General features: G+C 45.8%; 24 protein-coding genes, 1 rRNA gene and 1 riboswitch. Of the genes, 23 read left to right on the plus strand and 2 right to left on the minus strand.

What is annotated here, in order from left to right; translation table 11 throughout:
• Both rrf and JOD82_RS27045 read left to right on the plus strand, forming a co-directional pair.
• A 5S ribosomal RNA gene (rrf, locus tag JOD82_RS27040) occupies window positions 1-95 on the plus strand; the annotation flags it as partial.
• 234 nt (window positions 96-329) lie between these two features.
• Window positions 330-749 (plus strand): hypothetical protein, encoded by a 420-nt coding sequence (locus JOD82_RS27045; protein ID WP_013308104.1) that lies wholly within the window; start codon window positions 330-332, stop codon window positions 747-749.
• A 365-nt stretch (window positions 750-1,114) separates the two neighbouring features.
• Here JOD82_RS27045 and JOD82_RS27050 read toward each other — a convergent pair whose 3' ends face one another.
• On the minus strand, window positions 1,115-1,642 hold the full coding sequence (locus tag JOD82_RS27050; protein WP_029519392.1) for a hypothetical protein: 528 nt from the start codon (window positions 1,640-1,642) through the stop codon (window positions 1,115-1,117).
• 400 nt (window positions 1,643-2,042) lie between these two features.
• On the opposite strand from JOD82_RS27050, the gene JOD82_RS27055 reads away from it, so the two are divergent.
• From JOD82_RS27055 to rsmI, 10 genes are all read left to right on the plus strand, one after another.
• The gene (locus JOD82_RS27055; protein WP_023986422.1) at window positions 2,043-2,228 is read left to right on the plus strand and encodes a sigma factor G inhibitor Gin; all 186 of its coding nucleotides are present in this window, start codon (window positions 2,043-2,045) and stop codon (window positions 2,226-2,228) included.
• A gap of 142 nt (window positions 2,229-2,370) precedes the next feature.
• A complete protein-coding gene (locus JOD82_RS27060) occupies window positions 2,371-3,954 on the plus strand; it encodes an aminotransferase class I/II-fold pyridoxal phosphate-dependent enzyme (protein ID WP_209950308.1) in 1,584 nt (527 codons plus the stop codon).
• 103 nt (window positions 3,955-4,057) lie between these two features.
• Window positions 4,058-4,705, plus strand: coding sequence for a dTMP kinase (tmk, locus tag JOD82_RS27065; RefSeq protein WP_209950309.1), 648 nt, complete (start codon window positions 4,058-4,060; stop codon window positions 4,703-4,705).
• Between the two features lie 74 nt (window positions 4,706-4,779).
• The gene (locus JOD82_RS27070; protein ID WP_007427998.1) at window positions 4,780-5,109 is read left to right on the plus strand and encodes a cyclic-di-AMP receptor; all 330 of its coding nucleotides are present in this window, start codon (window positions 4,780-4,782) and stop codon (window positions 5,107-5,109) included.
• Window positions 5,110-5,306: 197 nt separating this feature from the next.
• Window positions 5,307-5,750: a YaaR family protein gene (locus JOD82_RS27075; protein WP_013308108.1), complete on the plus strand. Its 444-nt coding sequence runs from the start codon at window positions 5,307-5,309 to the stop codon at window positions 5,748-5,750.
• Window positions 5,751-5,911: 161 nt separating this feature from the next.
• Entirely contained in the window at window positions 5,912-6,907 is a 996-nt protein-coding gene (gene holB, locus JOD82_RS27080) for a DNA polymerase III subunit delta' (RefSeq protein WP_023986424.1), read from the plus strand.
• 138 nt (window positions 6,908-7,045) lie between these two features.
• Window positions 7,046-7,846, plus strand: coding sequence for a PSP1 domain-containing protein (locus JOD82_RS27085; RefSeq protein WP_013308110.1), 801 nt, complete (start codon window positions 7,046-7,048; stop codon window positions 7,844-7,846).
• Window positions 7,847-7,873: 27 nt separating this feature from the next.
• Window positions 7,874-8,248 (plus strand): DNA replication initiation control protein YabA, encoded by a 375-nt coding sequence (yabA, locus tag JOD82_RS27090; protein ID WP_025722558.1) that lies wholly within the window; start codon window positions 7,874-7,876, stop codon window positions 8,246-8,248.
• A 91-nt stretch (window positions 8,249-8,339) separates the two neighbouring features.
• Window positions 8,340-9,095, plus strand: coding sequence for a tRNA1(Val) (adenine(37)-N6)-methyltransferase (locus tag JOD82_RS27095; RefSeq protein WP_029519389.1), 756 nt, complete (start codon window positions 8,340-8,342; stop codon window positions 9,093-9,095).
• A complete protein-coding gene (gene rsmI / locus JOD82_RS27100) occupies window positions 9,092-9,973 on the plus strand; it encodes a 16S rRNA (cytidine(1402)-2'-O)-methyltransferase (protein ID WP_029519388.1) in 882 nt (293 codons plus the stop codon). Before JOD82_RS27095 ends, rsmI begins: the two co-directional genes overlap by 4 nt.
• Window positions 9,974-10,097: 124 nt before the next feature.
• On the opposite strand, the gene JOD82_RS27105 is transcribed toward rsmI, so the two are convergent.
• Window positions 10,098-10,352, minus strand: a complete 255-nt coding sequence (locus JOD82_RS27105) for an AbrB/MazE/SpoVT family DNA-binding domain-containing protein (RefSeq protein WP_007428005.1) — start codon at window positions 10,350-10,352, stop codon at window positions 10,098-10,100.
• A 331-nt stretch (window positions 10,353-10,683) separates the two neighbouring features.
• On the opposite strand from JOD82_RS27105, the gene JOD82_RS27110 reads away from it, so the two are divergent.
• The 11 genes from JOD82_RS27110 (at window position 10,684) to spoVG (ending at window position 20,516) form a co-directional block, all read left to right on the plus strand.
• Complete coding sequence (locus JOD82_RS27110; protein WP_029519386.1) at window positions 10,684-11,967, plus strand: HD domain-containing protein; 1,284 nt, start codon at window positions 10,684-10,686, stop codon at window positions 11,965-11,967.
• Window positions 11,968-12,009: 42 nt separating this feature from the next.
• Complete coding sequence (locus tag JOD82_RS27115) at window positions 12,010-12,780, plus strand: TatD family hydrolase (RefSeq protein WP_209950310.1); 771 nt, start codon at window positions 12,010-12,012, stop codon at window positions 12,778-12,780.
• A gap of 201 nt (window positions 12,781-12,981) precedes the next feature.
• A riboswitch (cyclic di-AMP (ydaO/yuaA leader) is annotated at window positions 12,982-13,264 on the plus strand.
• A gap of 271 nt (window positions 13,265-13,535) precedes the next feature.
• Window positions 13,536-14,684 (plus strand): resuscitation-promoting factor, encoded by a 1,149-nt coding sequence (locus JOD82_RS27125; protein WP_029519383.1) that lies wholly within the window; start codon window positions 13,536-13,538, stop codon window positions 14,682-14,684.
• Between the two features lie 146 nt (window positions 14,685-14,830).
• The gene (gene rnmV / locus JOD82_RS27130; RefSeq protein ID WP_013308117.1) at window positions 14,831-15,376 is read left to right on the plus strand and encodes a ribonuclease M5; all 546 of its coding nucleotides are present in this window, start codon (window positions 14,831-14,833) and stop codon (window positions 15,374-15,376) included.
• 7 nt (window positions 15,377-15,383) lie between these two features.
• Entirely contained in the window at window positions 15,384-16,268 is an 885-nt protein-coding gene (gene rsmA / locus JOD82_RS27135) for a 16S rRNA (adenine(1518)-N(6)/adenine(1519)-N(6))-dimethyltransferase RsmA (RefSeq protein WP_209950312.1), read from the plus strand.
• A 55-nt stretch (window positions 16,269-16,323) separates the two neighbouring features.
• Window positions 16,324-17,220 (plus strand): sporulation peptidase YabG, encoded by an 897-nt coding sequence (gene yabG / locus JOD82_RS27140; RefSeq protein WP_023986432.1) that lies wholly within the window; start codon window positions 16,324-16,326, stop codon window positions 17,218-17,220.
• A 201-nt stretch (window positions 17,221-17,421) separates the two neighbouring features.
• A complete protein-coding gene (gene veg, locus JOD82_RS27145; protein WP_013308120.1) occupies window positions 17,422-17,703 on the plus strand; it encodes a biofilm formation stimulator Veg in 282 nt (93 codons plus the stop codon).
• Between the two features lie 162 nt (window positions 17,704-17,865).
• Complete coding sequence (locus JOD82_RS27150) at window positions 17,866-18,045, plus strand: small, acid-soluble spore protein, alpha/beta type (protein WP_007428013.1); 180 nt, start codon at window positions 17,866-17,868, stop codon at window positions 18,043-18,045.
• 144 nt (window positions 18,046-18,189) lie between these two features.
• Window positions 18,190-19,044: a 4-(cytidine 5'-diphospho)-2-C-methyl-D-erythritol kinase gene (ispE, locus tag JOD82_RS27155; protein WP_029519377.1), complete on the plus strand. Its 855-nt coding sequence runs from the start codon at window positions 18,190-18,192 to the stop codon at window positions 19,042-19,044.
• A gap of 181 nt (window positions 19,045-19,225) precedes the next feature.
• Window positions 19,226-20,053: a pur operon repressor gene (gene purR / locus JOD82_RS27160; RefSeq protein WP_013308122.1), complete on the plus strand. Its 828-nt coding sequence runs from the start codon at window positions 19,226-19,228 to the stop codon at window positions 20,051-20,053.
• 175 nt (window positions 20,054-20,228) lie between these two features.
• Window positions 20,229-20,516, plus strand: a complete 288-nt coding sequence (gene spoVG / locus JOD82_RS27165; RefSeq protein WP_007428016.1) for a septation regulator SpoVG — start codon at window positions 20,229-20,231, stop codon at window positions 20,514-20,516.
• Window positions 20,517-20,600: the final 84 nt, after the last annotated feature.

Consider the following 20,600-nt stretch of genomic DNA (forward strand, 5'->3'; position numbering starts at 1 on the left):
TTCCACACGTACCCATCCCGAACACGACCGTTAAGCCCTCCAGCGCCGATGGTACTTGGACCGCAGGGTCCTGGGAGAGTAGGACGTCGCCAAGCAACAGGTAAAGAGGACCATGATCTCAATGAGATCATGGTCCTCTTTTGCATATACGGATATTTTAGAAATATCCTTACAAAAGGAAGGTAACATTTTTGTTACGGAATGTAAGAGTAAACCCTGTATAATATAGGTATTGAATCCCATACACACACGCTGCATTGTTGCAGAATTATGCAAACTCCATCATAGGATTTTTGTATAATCAATCAGGCTGGTAAGGAGGGAAGATCATGCGGCGAAATAAATGGCTTGCTCTATTGGTGCTATTCAGTGTCGCTGTCGCGATTCTTACCGGGTGCGTGGAAGAGGAGCCTTCTTGGACATCGTTTGAGGGTGCTGCCAACGAGAAGACGTTTCCGGTTCCCAAAGAAGCTAGTAAAACCGATCGGGCCAGCAGTAATTCGGACATGGACTATGTTCGCTATGCACTGCCAGCGTTGAAGGAAAGTGATAGTCTACCTGCTCCTTATCTAGAGGAGATTGCAGCTTGGGGGTGGACTGAGGAACCGAATCTATCCACCTCAAATCAGAAGGTGTTTCAGAAAAATAAACACATGGTGCATTTGTCTGTGCATGATGGTTCTTTTACTGTATTGGTTCCAAAAGACAGAAAGGCTGTTGTGAAGAGCAAAAGCGTGGATCTTAATTAGGAGTACGGTTTTCAACCGGTAAGCAGCATAGGACTTAATGTAGATCATATTTATAGTAAACTCATAGCGTATCGTATGCTGTGTATAATGGTGAATGATGAGATTGGATGTGGGGAAGCACTCAGAACTGCCGTTGAGTAGGGAGTAGCTTCCTTTTATATATTTGCATGTTGAATAATTGCTCTACATTAATAACGAGGATAAAGGTGAGGAAAGTTTACTTGATAAGAGAATAAAGCGATTATGGTTGTTAAGTCGCAAAAAAAGGAGTAACCGATTGAGGTTGCTCCTTTTTGCTTCAGTCTAGATCGTTGTAGGTAGTTCAGATCGGAATTTTTTATCTGTACGGATATGAGTGGTTAGATTTACTGTTGATAATATGAGGCATCTTCATCGGTAAACTTCAACATGCCGTCTTTTCTCTCGCCCGTAAGCCGACTGAGGATGTATAGACGCGGTGCAATAAGCCATAGATGCCAGAAGAGTAAGGATACCGTAAAGGCTGGTGGAGACCAGAGAATGAATACGCCTGATAAGCAGATACCGATCCAGAGGGTATGTATGTGCACACGACGAAAGATGCTATAGCCTATGTACTGGTCTGTCATATAGCCTAGCCATGGTAACTTACGGTGGAATGCCCAACGTTTGCGGAAGGATGCTCCGCCACCGATGTATAGGACAGATCGTGAGATTACGAAGTGTACCCATAAGGTAAGGAAAAAGGCAAGAGCAAACAAAAACACGCTAGTCCAGGAAAAGGCAAGAAGCAGAAAGAGAAGCATAATAATAGGCAGTGAAATATGACTCCATACTAGTTGACGCGGTATACTGATTTTTTTAATGAGCTTGTAGTGATAGTAGGTAGCTTTGGTTCCGGTTTCCTCTGTCATGCGAACAGTCCTTTCATTAATCTACTGCATCACAAGTGGCTTCCCGTCCACAGCCGGAAAAAGGGACGGTACTTCGCTCATGCCGCTTTAAATAAGCATTTAATCGTTTTTGTAGAAATACAGAATGATCGACATCCAGTGTTAGCTAGCCTACTCTATAATTACTGGAAAAGCTATCACTGATGAAGTGTTCAAGGCTCCGATGAAAGGGTATCCATACATAAGAGCTTTTTCTTATTATATCGGCATAGACGGCTGTTTTTTAAACATACGGGGTACAAACACCATAATGGCCCAGGAGGAATATATATAGAGTATATCGTCAAACTGAGCTATGAAAAGGTTTAAAATAGTAGAAAGTGCCCCATACTAATAGTAAAAGAAACAAGGTGGGATGGATATGCATGATCAAGGCGGCCACCGCTGTATTATATGCGGACAGCACAAGCATGAAGGCATTTTTATCGTTTCCGAGTTTATCTGTGATACGTGTGAAGCTGAAATGGTACACACGGATGCAACTGATGCCAAATATCATTTTTTTATTGATCAACTAAAGCAAATCTGGGTACAGAAAAATGCATAATATCCTTTGCAATTAGTCTTTGAAGGATTGGCATTCAAGGTCTGTCGATACGGGCCTTTTTTTCTGTGAGTAAAAGTAGGATTCCGCTTGATTTTACGATAAAATAAGGTAGATATAAAGCTTTGTTTGGAAGGATTGCAGAATGATGGGGAAAAAGGCGGTACACGCACCATTAATGGAAGCCCTAATACGTTACCGGACTCAGGGCAATGCTTCTTTCCATGTGCCCGGTCATAAAAATGGACAAGTATATGAGCATGAAAATATTGCATCTCTGTTGCAAGAAGTGATGTCTATTGATGCGACAGAAATTACTGGACTGGATGATTTGCATCACCCAGAAGATGTGATTCGTGAAGGGCAAGAGCTGGCTGCAAAGTGTTTTGGTGCTGAAGAGAGCTTTTGGCTAATTGGAGGAAGCACGGTCGGTAATTTGGCTATGATTTTAACTGTATGTACGGAGCCGGGAGATCTACTGCTGGTACAGAGAAATGTACACAAATCTGTCCTGAACGGTCTCATGCTGTCAGGGGCTAATGCGGTATTCCTGGATCCGGAAATAGATACACAAAGCGGGCTGGCGGTTGCCCCAACAACGGATACAATAAAGGCTGCACTGAAGGCCTATTCTTCGGCTAAAGGGGTGTTACTTACACTACCTAATTACTATGGGATGGGGCATGACCTGACGGCAACGGCTAAGGCTTGTCATGCAGCCCATGTGCCGCTATTGGTAGATGAGGCACACGGTGCCCATTATGGACTACATCCTCGTTTGCCAGCCTCTGCGCTATCCTGCGGGGCTGATGTAGTCGTCCAATCGACACATAAAATGCTCCCAGCCATGACCATGGGGGCCATGTTACATGTGCAGGGAAAGAGAATTCATCGGGAACTACTTCGTCAGCGACTGGCGATGGTGCAAAGCTCTAGCCCTTCTTATCCGTTAATGGCTTCATTGGATTTGGCAAGATGGTATATAGAGGCGTATGGAGCAGATGCTTTTACCATGGGCTTAGCGGCAGTAGATGCTTTTAGAAAGGGCCTGGAGCAGCTCCCGCGCTTTCGCTTGTTAGAACCTACACAGCAGGCACTAGAGGGGGAATACGCTCACAGGGGAATCTCTGAGGTCCTAGAAAGATCTGAGGAGGGAATAAGCAGATATTCAACCCAGGATCCTTTTAAATTGGTGCTGTATGATACATGGGGTATACTGAATGGATTTGAACTCAAGCACGAATTGGAGTCTTACGGATGTGTTCCAGAGATGAGCGACGAAAAACATGTTGTTTTATTGTTTACGTTAGGCTCTACGGCTAAGGATGCGAGTCACCTGTTGCAGGCTCTTGTGCATATAAATAATGATATAAGATTTAAGGAGACGGCTGGTGAGCCGGGGCCAACGGAAAAAGAGCAGCAAAGACTCGAATTAGACTTTTCCACGTGGAACAATGATAGAATGAAGGGATACTCTATTCCGGTGCCGTTTGGGCTTCGACCGATTAGCCCCGATCAGATGGAGACGGTGCCTGTAGAGGAATGTGCTGGCAGGGTAGCGGCCGAAATGATTATCCCGTATCCTCCAGGTATTCCACTGCTATATGCAGGAGAAACGATCACAGAAGCGATTGCACTGCGGATGGGTCGTCTACGTAAGCTGGGAGCCAAATGGCACGGGGTAGCAGATGAAAGTATGCTTACAATTCGGGTATTCCGTTTACAATAAAGATTAGATACTAGAGACTTAACAAATACAGAAGACTGAATAAAAGAAGCATACGTAGCCTGTGGGTGACTTTTATTTTTCAGACAGGAAAGCAGGGAATAACATGAATCGCAAAGGCATTTTTATTACACTGGAGGGGGGAGACGGCTCCGGTAAAACAACTATGATTCAACGGCTGGCGAAGTTTATGGAGGAAGAAGGCTATCCAGTCATCACGACAAGGGAGCCGGGTGGCATCGAAATTTCCGAAAAGATTCGTTCTATCATTTTGGACCCTGCTCATACCAGTATGGATGCTCGAACAGAGGCACTTTTATACGCGGCGGCACGGCGTCAGCATTTGGTGGAGAAGGTAAAGCCGGCTATTGAACAGGGAGCTATCGTATTATGTGATCGTTTTGTGGATAGTAGCTTAGTCTATCAAGGATTTGCAAGAGGAATCGGAATTGAAGAGGTAGCTTCAATTAATCGCTTTGCGGTAGATGATTGGGAGCCGGATGCCACATTTTATCTGGATATTGAGCCCGAACTGGGATTGGCAAGAATTAGTGCGTCACGAGGAGCAGAAATGGACCGCCTCGACATGGAGAGTATATCGTTTCACCATAAGGTGCGAGAGGCATATTTGGAGTTGGCTCGCAAATTTCCGGAGCGAATTACAATTGTTGATGCATCTCCGGCGCCAGAGCAGGTGGAGCAAGTATTGAAGGATTTGCTGAAAACACGGTTTGCTCAGAATTTTAGCATATAATTGTCGAAGGATATACGGTAAAATTGAGCTAGGGACAAGGTTGTCTCTAATATGACTTGAAGGAGGAATACAGGATGAAGCTGATTATTGCGATTGTACAGGATAAGGACAGTAATAGATTATCCAGCGGACTGGTGAAAGCTAATTTCCGTGCTACCAAATTGGCGAGCACAGGAGGATTTCTGCGTGCAGGTAATACGACATTTATGATCGGTGTTGATGACAATCAGGTGGACTCATTAATGAACGTCATTCGCAGCAGTTGCAAGGTTCGTGAACAGCTGGTCACACCCGTTACCCCTATGAGCGGGACGACGGACTCCTATTTACCGTTGCCTGTTGAAGTGCAGGTGGGTGGAGCGACGGTATTCGTGATGCCTGTAGACCGTTTCGAGCATTTCTGAATCTACACAATAGGGCCTATTCTGCCGATATGATAGGGGAATCGCCTGTATCTTCCTGCATGATGGGAATGAGGGCAGATCTACTAAAACGGCAGCGCTACAGCGCAGTCCCCGGAAAGCCGAAGAAACCCTGAGTTCTAGGTTGAACTGTTCATGAAGGGGGAAAGTGGAAGCATCCGGGGAGAAAGCAGGTTTATATGAAAATAAATCCGGGCTATCGCCCTTTACAAAGTACATTGTCTACAAATGAAATGAGTGCAAAGCCAATTCAGCCCAAGAGCTTCTCCGACGTTATGCAGCAAAATGGTGAGCAAGCTTCGCAGGAGGAATTGAATCGGCGCTTTAAGGAAATACAAATGCAGGGAGATCGTCTTGCACGTTCAATGACGATTCGTGAGCTGAAGGCCTATAAGATGCTGGTTAAACGGTTTTTGGAAGATACCGTTCGGCGAGGCGTGTCCATGAAGGACACGAAGGGCTGGGATCGCCGGGGACGCAGCAAACGTTATAAGCTGATTGATGAAGTGGATGAGCTGTTGCTCAAAATGGCAGATGAACTGCTCGAAACCGAGCAAGGCAAGATTGAGCTTTTGCAAGGGGTCGGTGAGATCAGAGGATTGCTAATTAATCTCTCATTTTAATGCAGACTTATGTTATAAATGAATACAGACGGGCTATTGCCACGAAGAAATAATCTGCTTGCTGATCATGCTGGCAGATTATTTTTGACTATGTACATGCCTGGAAGAACAACGATTTGCCGATGGGTCACAGTTATTTTCAGTGGAGAAAGTGAGGAAATATGTCTTTTCAACATATAATGGGCCAGGATGTAGCCAAAAAAATGCTGCAAAGTGCACTACGGAATCATACGGTCAACCATGCCTATGTTTTTAGCGGGCCGCCGGGAAGCGGGCAGATGAACATGGCGCAGATCTTTGCTAAGGCTTTATTTTGTGAGCGACAGACGGACGATGCATGTGGGGAGTGTTTGTCATGCCGCAAGGTAGAGCACGGGAATCATCCAGATTTGCATATTGTAGAGCCGGATGGAGCTACGATTAAAATTGATCAGATTCGCGGGCTTCAACGTATATTTTCTTACAAATCTGAAAGCTCCAATCCGAAGGTATATATCATCCGACAGGCGGATACCATGACAGTGCAAGCTGCTAATAGCTTACTTAAATTTCTGGAGGAGCCCCAAATTCCAGTGGTCGGTATACTCATTTCTGAAAATGGACAGGCGTTGCTGCCTACGATTCAATCACGGACGCAGCAGGTTCCTTTCCACGCTTTACAGCCGGAGGTGATGATGCAGGCATTAATTGGGGAAGGCTATACGGCAGGGCTTGTCCGGTCGGTCGTTCATATTGCTTCAGGACTGGAATCATGTAGAGAAATTCTCCAGCAGAATTGGTTTGCAGAAATTAGAAACGTAGTGTTACAATTAGTGAAGGAGTCCATGAGTCGGGGGAGCTCGTCTATTATTCTGGCTCAACAGAAGATTTTTAAAACTGGACTTTCTGAACACCTGGATATTCTGTTTCATCTGTTTCATTTGTGGTTTAAGGATATGCTTCATTTCCGTTACGGAAGGCACGAAAGCATTGTTTTCATAGATCATTTGGAGTCCGTCTCCAAATTGGCAATCACCCGCAGCACGGAACAATGGGTCTCTTATATGGATTTGGCCGCGAATTGCAGGAAGAAGCTCCGTTTTCACGTCAACGGGCAGTTATGCGTGGAGCAGCTTCTGATTGGGTTGTCCGATACAAGCGGTTCTATCACCGGCTAACAGGAAGGCGCGCTTGTTCCACTCTGCACAATCCGCGACGCCAGGTTCCCGGTTTGTGCGACAGTGAGACTTCAATTGCGGCCATTCGTACAATGTCGGCTTCAAATGAGGTTTAGTGGCATACAAGGGGGTTAATTTTTGTATAGTGTAGTGGGTGTCCGTTTCAAGAAGGCGGGCAAGACTTATTATTTTGATCCGCTGGATCTTCCAGTGGAGAAAGAAAACTGTGTCATTGTAGAGACCGCGCGCGGTATTGAATATGGCAAGGTTGTAGTGGGCAAAAAAGAGGTAAATGATTCGGATGTTGTCCTGCCCTTAAAAAAAGTCATTCGTATTGCTGGGGATGATGACGCTCTTGTGGTAGAAGAGAATAAATTAGCGGCCAAGGATGCATTCGGCACGTGTTTAAATAAAATTAAAGACCATGGCCTTAAAATGAAATTGGTAGATGTAGAATTTACATTTGACCGCAATAAGATCATTTTTTATTTTACGGCAGAGGGTCGAGTAGATTTTCGAGAGCTTGTAAAGGACTTGGCCAGTATTTTTCGTACACGGATCGAGCTGCGGCAGATCGGCGTACGGGATGAGGCTAAAATGCTTGGCGGAATTGGACCTTGTGGACGTATTCTGTGTTGCTCCTCATGGCTGGGGGATTTTGAGCCGGTATCTATTAAGATGGCGAAGGATCAGAGTTTGTCGCTGAATCCGACGAAGATTTCCGGGTTGTGCGGGAGATTGATGTGCTGTCTCAAGTTTGAACATGATAACTACGAAAGTATGCGAGAAGAGCTACCTCAGGTGGGTAAGATGGTTATCACCTCTTTGGGGGAAGGTAAAGTCGTAGGTGTGAATGCAGGTCATCGCACGGTGCATGTTCAACTGTTTGAGATCAGTAAGGTCAAGGAACTTCCAATGGACGATGTAGTCGTCAAGTAAACCATTAGGTTGCTTCGGGGTGGAAACTTGGATAAATTAAATGTTTTTGCGCGTATTCACGAAATGGAAACCCAAATGGGACAGTTGCATAGCGATCTGGGTGAATTGAAACTGGCAGTTAAAGAGCTGCTGGAGGAAAATCAACGACTAACGATTGAAAACGAACAGGTGCGCAAGATGCTCAAACGTGAAACCTCTGGAGAAGAAAAGACGGCAAACAAGCCGAAGCTTCCTCCTCCGATCGTCATTAAGGATGAAGGGCAAACGGGTGAGGTCGTGGGCGAAGGCTACGACAATCTAGCAAGGCTGTATCATGAAGGATTTCATATATGCAACGTGTATTACGGACATTTGCGAACGGAAGGCGATTGCCTCTTCTGTCTGTCATTTTTGAATAAATAAAAACAAGCCGTAGGAGCAAGATGCCTACGGCTTTTTTTGTAGGGAAGTATGAGTGAAAAGCGACTTTGGTTATAAAAGATGGGAGAGCACTATGGAGGAAAAAGAAAAGAAGTCTGAACGAATTGATGATCTGCTTTCACATAATTTGCGCATTATCCAGAGTGATGAAGTATTCAGCTTCTCGATGGATGCGGTCTTGCTGGCACGTTTTGCTGGTATTCCGCAGCGTGGAAAGATTCTTGATCTGTGTACAGGCAATGGGGTTGTCCCCCTGCTGCTAACGACACGAACAAAAGCGTCTATTGAAGGAATTGAGATTCAACCACGCTTGGCAGATATGGCTAGACGCAGTGTCAGCTTGAATGGATTAGAAGCAGCAATTCAGATTCGGGAAGGGGACCTGCGTGAGCTGGTTCACATCACGGGACATGGTGTTTATGATGCGATTACCGTGAATCCCCCCTATATGCCGCTAAATGGTAGCGATATCAAGCTGAATCCTCACCAGGCAATTGCCCGTCATGAAGTGAACTGCACACTGGAAGAAGTCATTCAGGCATCCACCCGGCTTGTCCGTAATGGGGGGAAAGTATCCATGGTTCATCGCCCGCAGCGGCTGGGCGAGATTATAACCTTGATGCGTAAACATAGTTTGGAACCCAAAAGAATACGTTTTGTTCACCCACGAGTTCATATGGAAGCCAATATGGTACTGGTTGAAGCATTACGTGACGGTAAACCCGAGGTTCGTTTGTTGCCTCCGCTCATTGTATATCAGGAAAATGGGAATTATACTCAGGAGATAAGAGATATCTATGGAGAAGTAAGCAAGGGGGATTCTGTGTGAAAGCAGCTGTACAAAAAAGCTTTAGTAACAGCGAAGAAGAACGGGGAAAATTGTATCTTGTTGCAACACCTATTGGGAATCTGGAAGATATGACCTTTAGGGCAATTAACACCTTAAAGTCGTGTAGTATTATCGCTGCCGAAGATACGCGGCAGACACGTAAACTGCTCACTCATTTCGAAATCACACCGGATATGCTCTTTAGTTATCATGAACATAATAAGGTTGCCAGTGGGCCTGAACTGATACGTTACATAATAGAAGGGAAAAACTTGGCGCTGGTTAGCGATGCAGGTCTACCGGCCATTTCTGACCCTGGTTCGGATCTGGTCAAGCTGGCACTGGAAGCGGGAATTAGCGTCATCCCCATCCCAGGAGCGAATGCGGCACTATCTGCTTTAATTGCCTCAGGACTGGATACAGAAAGGTTCACCTTCGCTGGTTTTCCACCACGGGAGAAAAAGGACCTGGAGAAGCTGTTGCTATCGTTTCAGGTATCTCACGGCACAATTATTTTTTATGAATCGCCTCATCGTATTGTGAAGACATTGATGGTGTTGAAGGAAACATTAGGTTCACGCAAAGTGGTGCTTGCGCGTGAGCTGACCAAGCTGCATGAGGAATGGGTACGAGGAACCGTGGAGCAATGCCTTGCTAAACTAGAGGAAAATCCACCGATTGGTGAGTATTGTCTAGTGGTTGAAGGAAAAGACGAAGAGGAAGAAGAACAGGAACGTCAGGCATGGTGGCAGTCCTTATCTTTGGAGTCCCACGTCGCACATTACGAGCAAGAGGGACTTACACGCAAGGACGCAATGAAGCGTACAGCCACAGATCGTGCAATCTCCAAGAGAGATGTTTACAACGCACTCTTATGAATATCTGCCTAAACAAAAAAGGGCCTTCCAACGGTTGGGTTCAAACCGTGGAAGGCAACAAGGAGTGTATATGAAAAAGGTTAGAATTAACAATATCTGATAAGTCTATTATATACTAAAATTCTCAGTTTGTCACAGGTGTTGGGATTTCAGAAATGCAATCTTGGCAAACAATTTTCCCTTTGAAGTAAATTACGTTCTCAGCATTACCGCAGAAGATACAAGCAGGCTCGTATTTTTTAAGCATGATGCGTTCGCCATCAACATAAATTTCCAACGCGTCTTTTTCCCCGATTCCCAGGGTACGGCGCAATTCGATTGGAATAACAACACGTCCGAGCTCGTCGACTTTTCTTACAATACCAGTGGATTTCATCATAATAAATCAGGCTCCTCTCGCCGTTTAAAATAATATAAGTGTCATGATTCGACAAAATTTTCTCTTTTCTGATATTTACTATACCAACGATTCCCAAAACAGTCAACCTAAAAAATGTAGTAACAGTCTGATTATGCAAAAGTATTTAGATTAAAGAGCTTTACTCATGTGCATTGCCTTATCTTATTGATGATTTATTCAATTTGTCGATTTGGAAATGTCGAAAAACTATAATTCGACATATTACGACAAAGAATGTCGAATGAGGGAAATGCTTTAGGATTTTATTGTATTTTAATCCATTATTCCGAATATTAAAGGAGCTGATATCTTGCACCAGCCACTCAGTGAAGAAAAAGTATTTAAAGACCCGGTACATAATTACATTCATGTTCAGGATACTGTGATATGGCGGTTGATCAACACGCCGGAGTTCCAACGTTTACGCCGCATACGGCAGTTAGGCACATCGTATCTTACGTTTCATGGAGCGGAGCATAGCCGTTTTTCACATTCATTGGGCGTATATGAGATTACGAGAAGTATTATTTCTCAATTTGAACGTGGAGATTTCCCAGATTGGCCGAAAGAGGAAAGGTTGGTTGCTCTGTGTGCAGCTCTATTGCATGATGTGGGGCATGGCCCATTTTCACATTCAATTGAGGAAGCCTTTCATATGAACCATGAGGATTGGACATGCCGCATTGTACTGGGAGACACGAAGATCAACGCCGTGCTACGGCAAGTCGACGAGAAGCTTCCACAAAAGGTGGCTGCGGTTATAGCCAAAACGTATGATAAGCCGATTGTTGTTAACTTGGTGACCAGTCCGCTAGATGCCGATCGTATGGATTATTTGTTGCGGGATGCTCATTCGACAGGTGTCAACTACGGCACGATTGATTTGGACCGTATTTTACGACTGTTGCGTCCTCATAATGGGAGAATTGTTGTGAAGGAATCAGGCATGCATGCAGTAGAGGATTATTTAATGTCACGCTATCAGATGTATTGGCAAATTTATTTTCATCCTGTAACACGCAGCTCGGAGATCCTTTTACGTAAAATTTTCAAGCGAGCAAAGGAATTGTTTAAAAACGGATATGAGTTTGGTTTTCTGCTGGACCCGCTGCCGGATCTGTTGAAAGGAGAGCTTACAGTAGAGCAATATCTGATGCTCGATGAGTCATTAATTCAGACCGTATTTAGCCAGTGGAAACGAGAAAAGGACGAAATTTTAAGTGATTTGAGCAGCCGCTTTATGGACCGTAGATTGTATAAATATGTAGAGATTGAAAATATGGATACAGATACCATTGACAGTATTCGGAAAGCTTTGGAAGAGGCTGGTTTGCACCCTGAATATGATTTTGAAATTGATTTTCCGACGGATCTTCCTTATGATGTGTTTCGGCAGGGTGGCTCGACGGACAACCAGATTTTACTGCTTGGACGTCAGGGCGAGGTGAGTGAAATATCCGAAGTTTCGGAAATTGTGCGCTCCATAAGTGGTATTCACCGAGGGAAATATCATATGTATTTTCCCCAGAATAAATTGAACGCGGTAAAAGACAGGCTTCCTGCCGAAATAAGGAATTATTTTGTCAAAGAATAGACAACTATATAGAAATGTAAGTAAAAAAAGGAGATGTAAACCTTGGATTTGTTCGACACTCATACTCACTTGGATGCGCCACAATTTGACGAAGATCGTGAAGAAGTTATAGCACGTGCTGTCGAATCAGGAGTAACGCGGATGATCAATATCGGATTTAATCGTGAGACCATTCCATCCACCATGAAATTGGCCGAGACGTATGATTTTATTTATGCGGCAGTTGGATGGCACCCGCAGGATGCGATTACAATGCAAGAGGGAGATTTAGAATGGATTGCATCGTTATGCAGTCATAAGAAGGTCGTAGCCATCGGAGAGATCGGTCTGGATTATTATTGGGATACATCACCGAAGGATGTTCAGCATCGGGTGTTTCGAAATCAAATTGGTCTGGCTCGTGAGCTCAAAATGCCCATTGTTATTCATAACCGGGATGCCCATGAAGATATTGTTAAGATTTTGCGTGAGGAAAAAGCGGGTGAGATTGGCGGAGTCATGCACTCCTTTTCTGGGAGCTGGGAGACAGCCCAAATGGTGCTGGATATGGGATTTCACCTTTCCTTCGGTGGTCCTATTACGTTTAAAAATGCCAAGCAGCCAAAAGAGGTGCTGGCACAGGTGCCACTGGACCGTCTGCTCATTGAAACGGACGCGCCCTACCTGACGCCGCATCCGTTTCGCGGGAAGCGAAATGAGTCTGCGCATGTGAGACTGGTAGCAGAGGCTGCAGCCCAAATTAAGGGGATTACAGTGGAGGAATTAGTGTCAATAACGACCCAAAATGCCTTGGAACGATTTGACATTCAATAAAAAAGCGAAGAAATCGATCAAAATAAAGAGATAGACGAAGCTAATCATGAATTTGTTGCAGGAAACTCGAGAATATTACAATATTTTAACCGAATATTTTGAAAAATGTACTTGAAACCTGCTTTACAACATGCATAGAAACAGGATATCATCTTTTCAGTGAATTGTTGTTTGAATGTAAACATCAACAAGTCATTTCATGAACCAGTCTCGCTGAGTCCCTTTTACAGGGAACGGGGGAACCGATATGGCTTACAGTATGTCCGGCGTATGTGCAAGAAGGGAACGTCCCTTCCGCCAGCCGGCTCGACCTAATTTCTTTTCCCGGATGGGATTGAACAGGTGGAGGAGCCGTATTTCGATTTCTTTCTGGGTCTTCGGGGTGAATGTGAAGGCGACCGCCATGAGCGGTTGACCCAAGCTAGGGCGACTCTCTACGTCCGAACCCGACAGCTAACCCCGTAAGCGTAACAAGAGAGAAGCCATCTCGTGCATGAGTTTTCCCGCATATTCACACATGCCGGAAGCCACGAAAGAGCTCTCTAGTCTCTTTCTTTGGCTTTTTTTGTTGTGAATAAAAGAAAATCTGTCATCATACTGTGGTTAAACAGGGGAGGACAGCATGCCGCGAAGACGGGTACATGGTGCAGGACAGTCGCAGTTTGGGCTTGTCTTGTAGAAAATCTGTTATAGTCACGTCAAATCTCAACTATGTCTTACTCCAGACGGCGGGCTATGTAAGGAGGACGGAGGAAATGGGCATTTTCCAAAAAGAGGAGACCCATGAGTCACGCTCATCCAGCATGTCTTACGTATTGCGTTGGAAGCAAGAGAATGTGCGCCAGGCTGCTTTGGTTGCTATTTTTCTAATCGCGCTAACGATTATGATTTCAATTCTGATGTACACGCAATCTAAAAAACAAGTCTTTTTTGTCATTGATGGCAAGGCATCTGCGGTAGAAACCCGGGAATCCAAGCTTCAAGATTTGCTGAGCGAGCATTCCATTTCACTTCAGCCGCATGATACAATTTCTATGCCGCTAAATGGAGCAGTACAGGATGGGGACCGCGTAGTCATTAAACGTGCCAATCAAGTTAAAGTATCTTCAGGCAATGAGACGAAAAAGCTGTACACAACAGAAAATACAGTAGAAGGTGCCATTCGTACCTCGGGCTATAAATTATCGTCAACGGATAAAGTTTATCCTGCGTTGGATGCCTCTGTTTCGTCTAACATGGACATAAAAATCGTCCGTGTGAAGAAACAGCAGGTCGAACAGAAAAAACAGGTGCCTTATCAGGTCATCAAAACGGCCGATCCAAGTCTTTATAAAGGCGATAATCGGGTCATTCAAAGCGGCAAATCGGGTGTGGTAGTCCAGCACGTTCAAAAGGTATATCATGATGGAAAGTTGGTATCCAAACAGCTGGTTAACAAGGAAGTTGCACAGAACCGTGTGGATAAGGTTATTGCGGTAGGAACGAAGAAAAAGCCGGTCGTTCTTGCTGCTTCCGTCGGTCCCAATGATGCGGTTAAGACAACAACGGTTAGTTCGGGCAGTGCTGTCCGTAAAGCAGGCGTCAATTTTAAATATAGCAAAGTTTTACAAAATGTCTCCATGACGGCGTATTCCTCACAGGAGCCAGGTATCGGTACACGTACTGCATCCGGCACGCGCGTGACGGAAGGCCGTACCATCGCTGTCGATCCGAGTATAATTCCAATCGGCTGGTGGGTGTATATCGAAGGAGTGGGCTTCCGCCGTGCGGAGGATACCGGTGGCGCGATTAAAGGCCACAAAATCGATGTGTATTATGAGAGTTTGAGCCGAGCCAACCAATTTGGTCGTAAGCACGGTAAAACCGTATATGTTATCGGACCGGTAAAGCCTGAAATCAACTAAAACAGGTTGTGTATGTTGAGGGCAATGCGATAGTATTAACAACATAGTTATGCCATGCTAAGAAGAGGATATCCTCTTCTTATTTTGTTTTCAAAAGCAGGGAAAGATAAATATAGCTTGCTGTGTAGCAGTGGAGGGAAATGCAAATGATCAAGGAAGTGATCGTGGTAGAGGGCCGGGATGATACGGTGGCCATTCGCCGCGCTGTTGAAGCGGATACGATAGAAACTGGCGGCTCAGCCATTAATAAAATGACGCTGCGTAAAATTGCATTGGCGCAGGAGCGGCGGGGGGTCATCATTTTAACCGATCCCGATCATGCAGGGGAGCGCATCCGTAAGATTATCGCTTCCAAGGTACCCGGCTGCAAGCAGGCCTTTATACCCGAGGCAGAAGCGACGCGCAAAGGAGATATTGGTGTGGAGAATGCCTCACCGGAAGCGATCAGACACGCTCTCGCACGGGTTCATACGACAGTAGAAGGCGCCGACCCGCTGATTGAGTGGGCGGACCTGATTGATGCTGGACTTATCACCCACCCCAATGCTGCTGCACGCCGTATGGCCTTAGGGAATGTGCTGGGTATTGGTTATTGTAACGGAAAGCAGCTACATAAACGGCTCTCTGTATTTCAGATCAGCCGCGAGGAATTTGCCGGAGCGCTGGCACAAATTGAAAGTGAAGGATTGTGATATCCGTATGACAGGAATTCAAGATATAGCAACACCGCGGCGTACAAAGGAAATTATTCAACGGCACGGTTTTTCGTTCAAAAAGAGTTTGGGACAAAATTTCCTGATTGATCAAAATATTCTCAATAAGATTGTGAATGCTGCCGGATTGGATGAGACGAAGGGCGCACTTGAGATTGGTCCTGGGATTGGCGCTTTGACTGAGAAGCTGGCGCAATCGGCCAAGGTAGTTACCGCTGTCGAGATTGACCAGCGGCTACTGCCAATTCTCGAAGAAGTGTTGGCCCCTTATGAGCATGTGAAGGTACGTCATGGAGACGTGCTGAAGCTGGATTTACGCGAGGTGTTTGCAGCTGATTTTGCAGACGTGAGTAAAGTAAGTGTCGTGGCTAATCTGCCGTATTACGTTACTACACCGATTCTGATGAGGCTACTGGAGGACAAGCTCCCTTTGGAGAATATCGTCGTTATGATCCAAAAAGAAGTGGCTGAGCGTATGGCTGCGTCTCCTGGAACGAAGGATTACGGTAGCCTGAGCATTGCAGTACAATATTACAGCGAACCTGAATTGGTCTGTATTGTACCGAATACAGTATTTATTCCCCAGCCAAATGTGGAGTCTGCAGTCATTCGGTTGCGTGTACGGGAAGCCCCTCCGGTGGAAGTGGTGGATGAGAAGCACTTCTTTGAAGTGGTTCATGCTGCTTTTGCCCAGCGTCGTAAAACGATTTCCAATAACTTAAAAAGCCGATTCTTCACCAAAGAGAACAGGGACACGCTGGAGCCGCTGTTGCAACAAGCTGGTATTGAACCCTCCCGTCGAGGAGAAACGCTAAGTATTGAGGAATTTGCGCGTCTCAGTGCTGTTCTGGTGGAAGCAGGTATATCCTAAGCTGGAACCAAACTGTGCATTCACCCATACGATATACGAGGGGTGATACAGTGTGATGAGTTTAGGAGACTTGGTCGTTCGGAAATCGTACGGCGGAGATGTCACGTTTCGCGTTGAGGACATCCAGCGGGATAAAGCGATCATTAAGGGAATAGAATTTCGGTTGCTGGCCGATTCCCCGGTGAACGATCTGGTCAGAGTGCCTGCAGACCAGATTAGCGGTAAGACTCAGCAGGCTCACATTAAGGCTGGTGAGTCTCTTAATCTGTTGCAACGGGCACGCCAGCAGCAAGCTGCTCGTAGTCAGGCAGCTCTGGTTGGGGACTGGAGTGATCCAGTCGAGTCAACGTATTTTGAAATGCCGGGAAAGGTTCTTCATCTGGATGGGGATCCCGGCTATTTGAAAAAATGTCTCAGTTTATATGAACAGCTCCGTGTTCCTGCAGAGGGACATCACGTTCATGAATCGGCAATGGCGGATACGTTGTACCGGCTGCTTCCCCGTATCCGTCCGGATATTGTAGTGATTACCGGACATGATGGCGTGCTAAAGCAGCCACAGCCTTACGATTTGTACAGCTTGAAAAGTTATAAAAATTCGCAAAATTTTGTGGCGGCAATTCAGGTAGCAAGACAATATGAACGTCATCTGGATTCGCTGACCATTGTAGCGGGGGCGTGCCAGTCCCATTTTGAGGCGCTGCTGCGTGCGGGAGCGAACTTCGCCAGCTCACCAGGGCGTATCCTGATTCACGCGCTGGACCCCGTTTACGTGGCTGCCAAGGCGGCTTTTACTTCGATCCGTGATACGGTGAATATGGGGGACCTGTTTCACCAGACAATCAGCGGCAGTCGCGGAGTGGGTGGAATTGAAACCAGAGGAAGCTATCGCATCGGCCTGCCGAAGCTTGAAAATTTGTCAACGCTTAAAGTAACGCCTTCTGCAATCTAGGATTCAAATGTGCCAATAGGATTGACTTGAACAAAAAGCCTCTGCTTTCAGAGGCTTTTTGTCATTTTTTATATAAATTATTCCTGTTCGCAAAAAATTAAATTGACAACTTATTTTTCGTGTTGTTATAATATTTAGCTCGATTTGACAATCCCTCTAAAATTCGTTATAATGGACAAGGAAAGAGGTGGTCGTTAGGCAATGGCTAAAAATACGCTGTTGGAAATCAAACGCAGTCTCGACGCACATGTAGGGCAAAAAATTTTGCTGCGGGCTAACGGCGGACGCCGTAAGACCGTCGAACGAACTGGTGTCTTGGAAGAAACGTACCCTTCTGTTTTTATCGTCAAGCTGGATCAGGAGCAACAGACGTTTAAACGTGTCTCCTACAGCTATGCTGACATCCTTACCGAGTCGGTGGAAGTCAGCGTATATGATCCCGACTCCCATACAAGTGTAGTCGAATATTTTGAAACACCTTAATTCATTTCGTGATTTATACCAGCTTTGCAGGTTTAACGACGGCTTCGTCATTTCAAATGACGGGGCCGTTTTGTATATACAGAGCAGGATGAAGCATGACATCTCTGCACATACTAAGCCGGGAATGATCTTCCTTATTCCATTGCCGAAGGAGGCGTATGTATGAGCCGAAGAAGACGGAGTGTCATGTCGGAGGAGCTAAAGTACGAGCTGGCCAAAGATCTTGGATTTTACGACACGGTCAAGGAAGAAGGCTGGGGAGGCATTAAAGCCAAGGATGCGGGCAATATGGTCAAGCGGGCCATCCAGCTTGCTGAGCAGGCTGCTTCTCGCAAATCGTAGCCATCGGTGGTGCTGATGAAAAGCGGGGATATCCGGGATTAGACCGGGTCATCTCCGCTTTTTTGAACCTCATGACTTGACACGCTGAGTCTGATATAATATGTTAAGCTGTCTTGAGGGAAAAGTTGAAGGTGGGTGAACGCCTTGAAAATATATGAAAAAGCACCGGCGAAAATCAATTTAATGCTTGATGTTCTACGTAAACGGGACGATGGTTATCACGAGGTCGAAATGATTATGACCATGGTCGATCTGTCTGACCGATTGACGATGTCTGAGTTACCGCGTGATACCATTATTATTTCAAGTCAAGCCGGGTACATACCATTGGATGAAAAGAATTTGGCTTTTCAGGCTGCGCGTCTGATCAAAGAACGTTATAACGTGTCTACGGGCGTCCACATCCATCTGGATAAGCATATCCCGGTGGCAGCAGGGTTGGCGGGTGGAAGTAGTGATGCTGCCGCAGCGCTGCGTGGACTGAACAAGCTATGGAAGCTTGGTATCTCGGATGCCGAATTAAGGGTGCTGGGTGCGGAGCTGGGCTCAGATGTACCTTTCTGTATTACAGGGGGTACAGCTTTAGCGAGTGGACGCGGAGAACTGCTCAAGCCACTTCCGAATCCGCCACAATGCTGGGTGATCCTTGCGAAGCCGCCGATTAATGTATCGACGGCTGAAGTGTACGGTCGTGTCAAAGCGGATCAGATTACGCACCACCCGTCTGCACGCCAGATGGAGCATGCGATCCGTAACGCTTCTTTTACCGATGTATGCAACGCACTGGGGAATGTACTGGAGGATGTAACACTAAAGCTGTATCCAGAGGTAGAGCATCTTAAAAACTCCATGATCCGCTTAGGAGCAGACGGTGTGCTGATGTCAGGTAGTGGACCTACGGTGTTCGGACTAGTATCGAAGGAAGCCAAAGTGCCACGGATTTACAATGGACTAAGAGGGTTTTGTAAAGATGTGTACGCAGTACGACTTTTGACCTGATTTTAGATATTTCTTTCTTATTATAGTGGCAATTGTTGTACAAATACGTACGAAGATGATATATTTACTATTAAATATTCGGATTTCACTATATCACTTACATTCCGCCAGCAACCGGCCAGTCCGCCGGTGCTTTACTGTACGAAGCGGGCGGCAGGAGAATAGATCGCGAGGAATTGTTGTGAAAAAACTTAAAAGAAGCTCACGATTGGTGGAAATGACGCAATTTTTATTGTCACGGCCGCATACGCTGGTGCCTCTTACTCATTTTGCGGATCGCTACGGGGCAGCTAAGTCGTCCATAAGCGAGGATCTGGCCATCATCAAGGAAGTATTTGAGGATGAAGGTACTGGCGAGCTTCTGACGCTGGCGGGAGCGGCAGGGGGCGTGAAACTGATCCCGAGGCTTTCCAAGCAGCATGCGCTTGCGTTTGCGAACGACCTGTGTGCGCAACTGGAGCAGCCTGACCGCATATTACCGGGAGGATACCTGTATTTGTCCGATTTGCTGGGCCAACCTGCGATGATGAACGAAGCTGGTAAAATATTCGCGACCGCCTTTGCCAATCGTCAGATTGATGTGGTTATGACGGTGGAGACCAAGGGTATTCCACTTGCCTATGCAACCGGAGCACAGCTGAATTTGCCAGTCGTTCTCGTACGGCGTGATCATCAGGTGACAGAAGGCTCGGCTGTAAGCATTAATTATGTTTCAGGATCACAAAAGAGCCTGCATACGATGTCATTATCCAGACGTGCGATGCGTGAGAAATCGCGTGTGCTCATCGTAGATGATTTTATGAAGGCCGGTGGCACGATTCAGGGGATGGTCGACTTGCTGGCTGAGTTTGATGCTGAGGTGGCCGGTGTAGGTGTGCTGGTAGAATCGGGCGAGGTGGAGAACGAAGAGCGCCTGCTGCACGATTATATTTCACTGGCGAATCTGACCGCAGTCGATTCTCGAAGCAAGCAAATTACGGTCAAGCTGGGCAATTATTTTGATGAGTGAACAGGGCTGTAAATTGTCACAATCCATCATAAAATACCTAAATATGTCGAAAAGAAATCTTTTCAAAAAAATTACCTGAATTTAGGATACGAATTGCCGAAAAAAAGAAGGATTTCGAACTGCTGTGTGGAATGTATACACCAAGTCCTATTTGGAAAAAGGTGGTGAAACACACATGCAGATTACGGATGTTAGACTCCGCCGAGTGAACTCAGAAGGAAGAATGAAGGCGATTGCATCCATTACGATTGATAACGAGTTCGTTGTTCATGACATCCGAGTTATCGACGGTAATAACGGGATGTTCGTAGCTATGCCAAGCAAACGAACTCCAGACGGAGAGTTTCGCGATATCGCTCACCCGATATCTTCAGGAACCCGTGAGAAGATCCAAGCTGCTGTATTGACTGAGTACGAACGTGCGGCTGTGGATGAAGAAGTTGCTATTGAAGAAGGCGCTTAATTCGCCTAAAGCAGGATTGGGGAACAAAAGAAAAAGAGAGCCACTAACTGTGGCTCTCTTTTCTTTTTGTCTGGAATGAGATAT

Origin of the sequence: Paenibacillus sp. 1182 (assembly GCF_017833915.1) — a bacterium.
Lineage (GTDB): Bacteria > Bacillota > Bacilli > Paenibacillales > Paenibacillaceae > Paenibacillus > Paenibacillus polymyxa_D.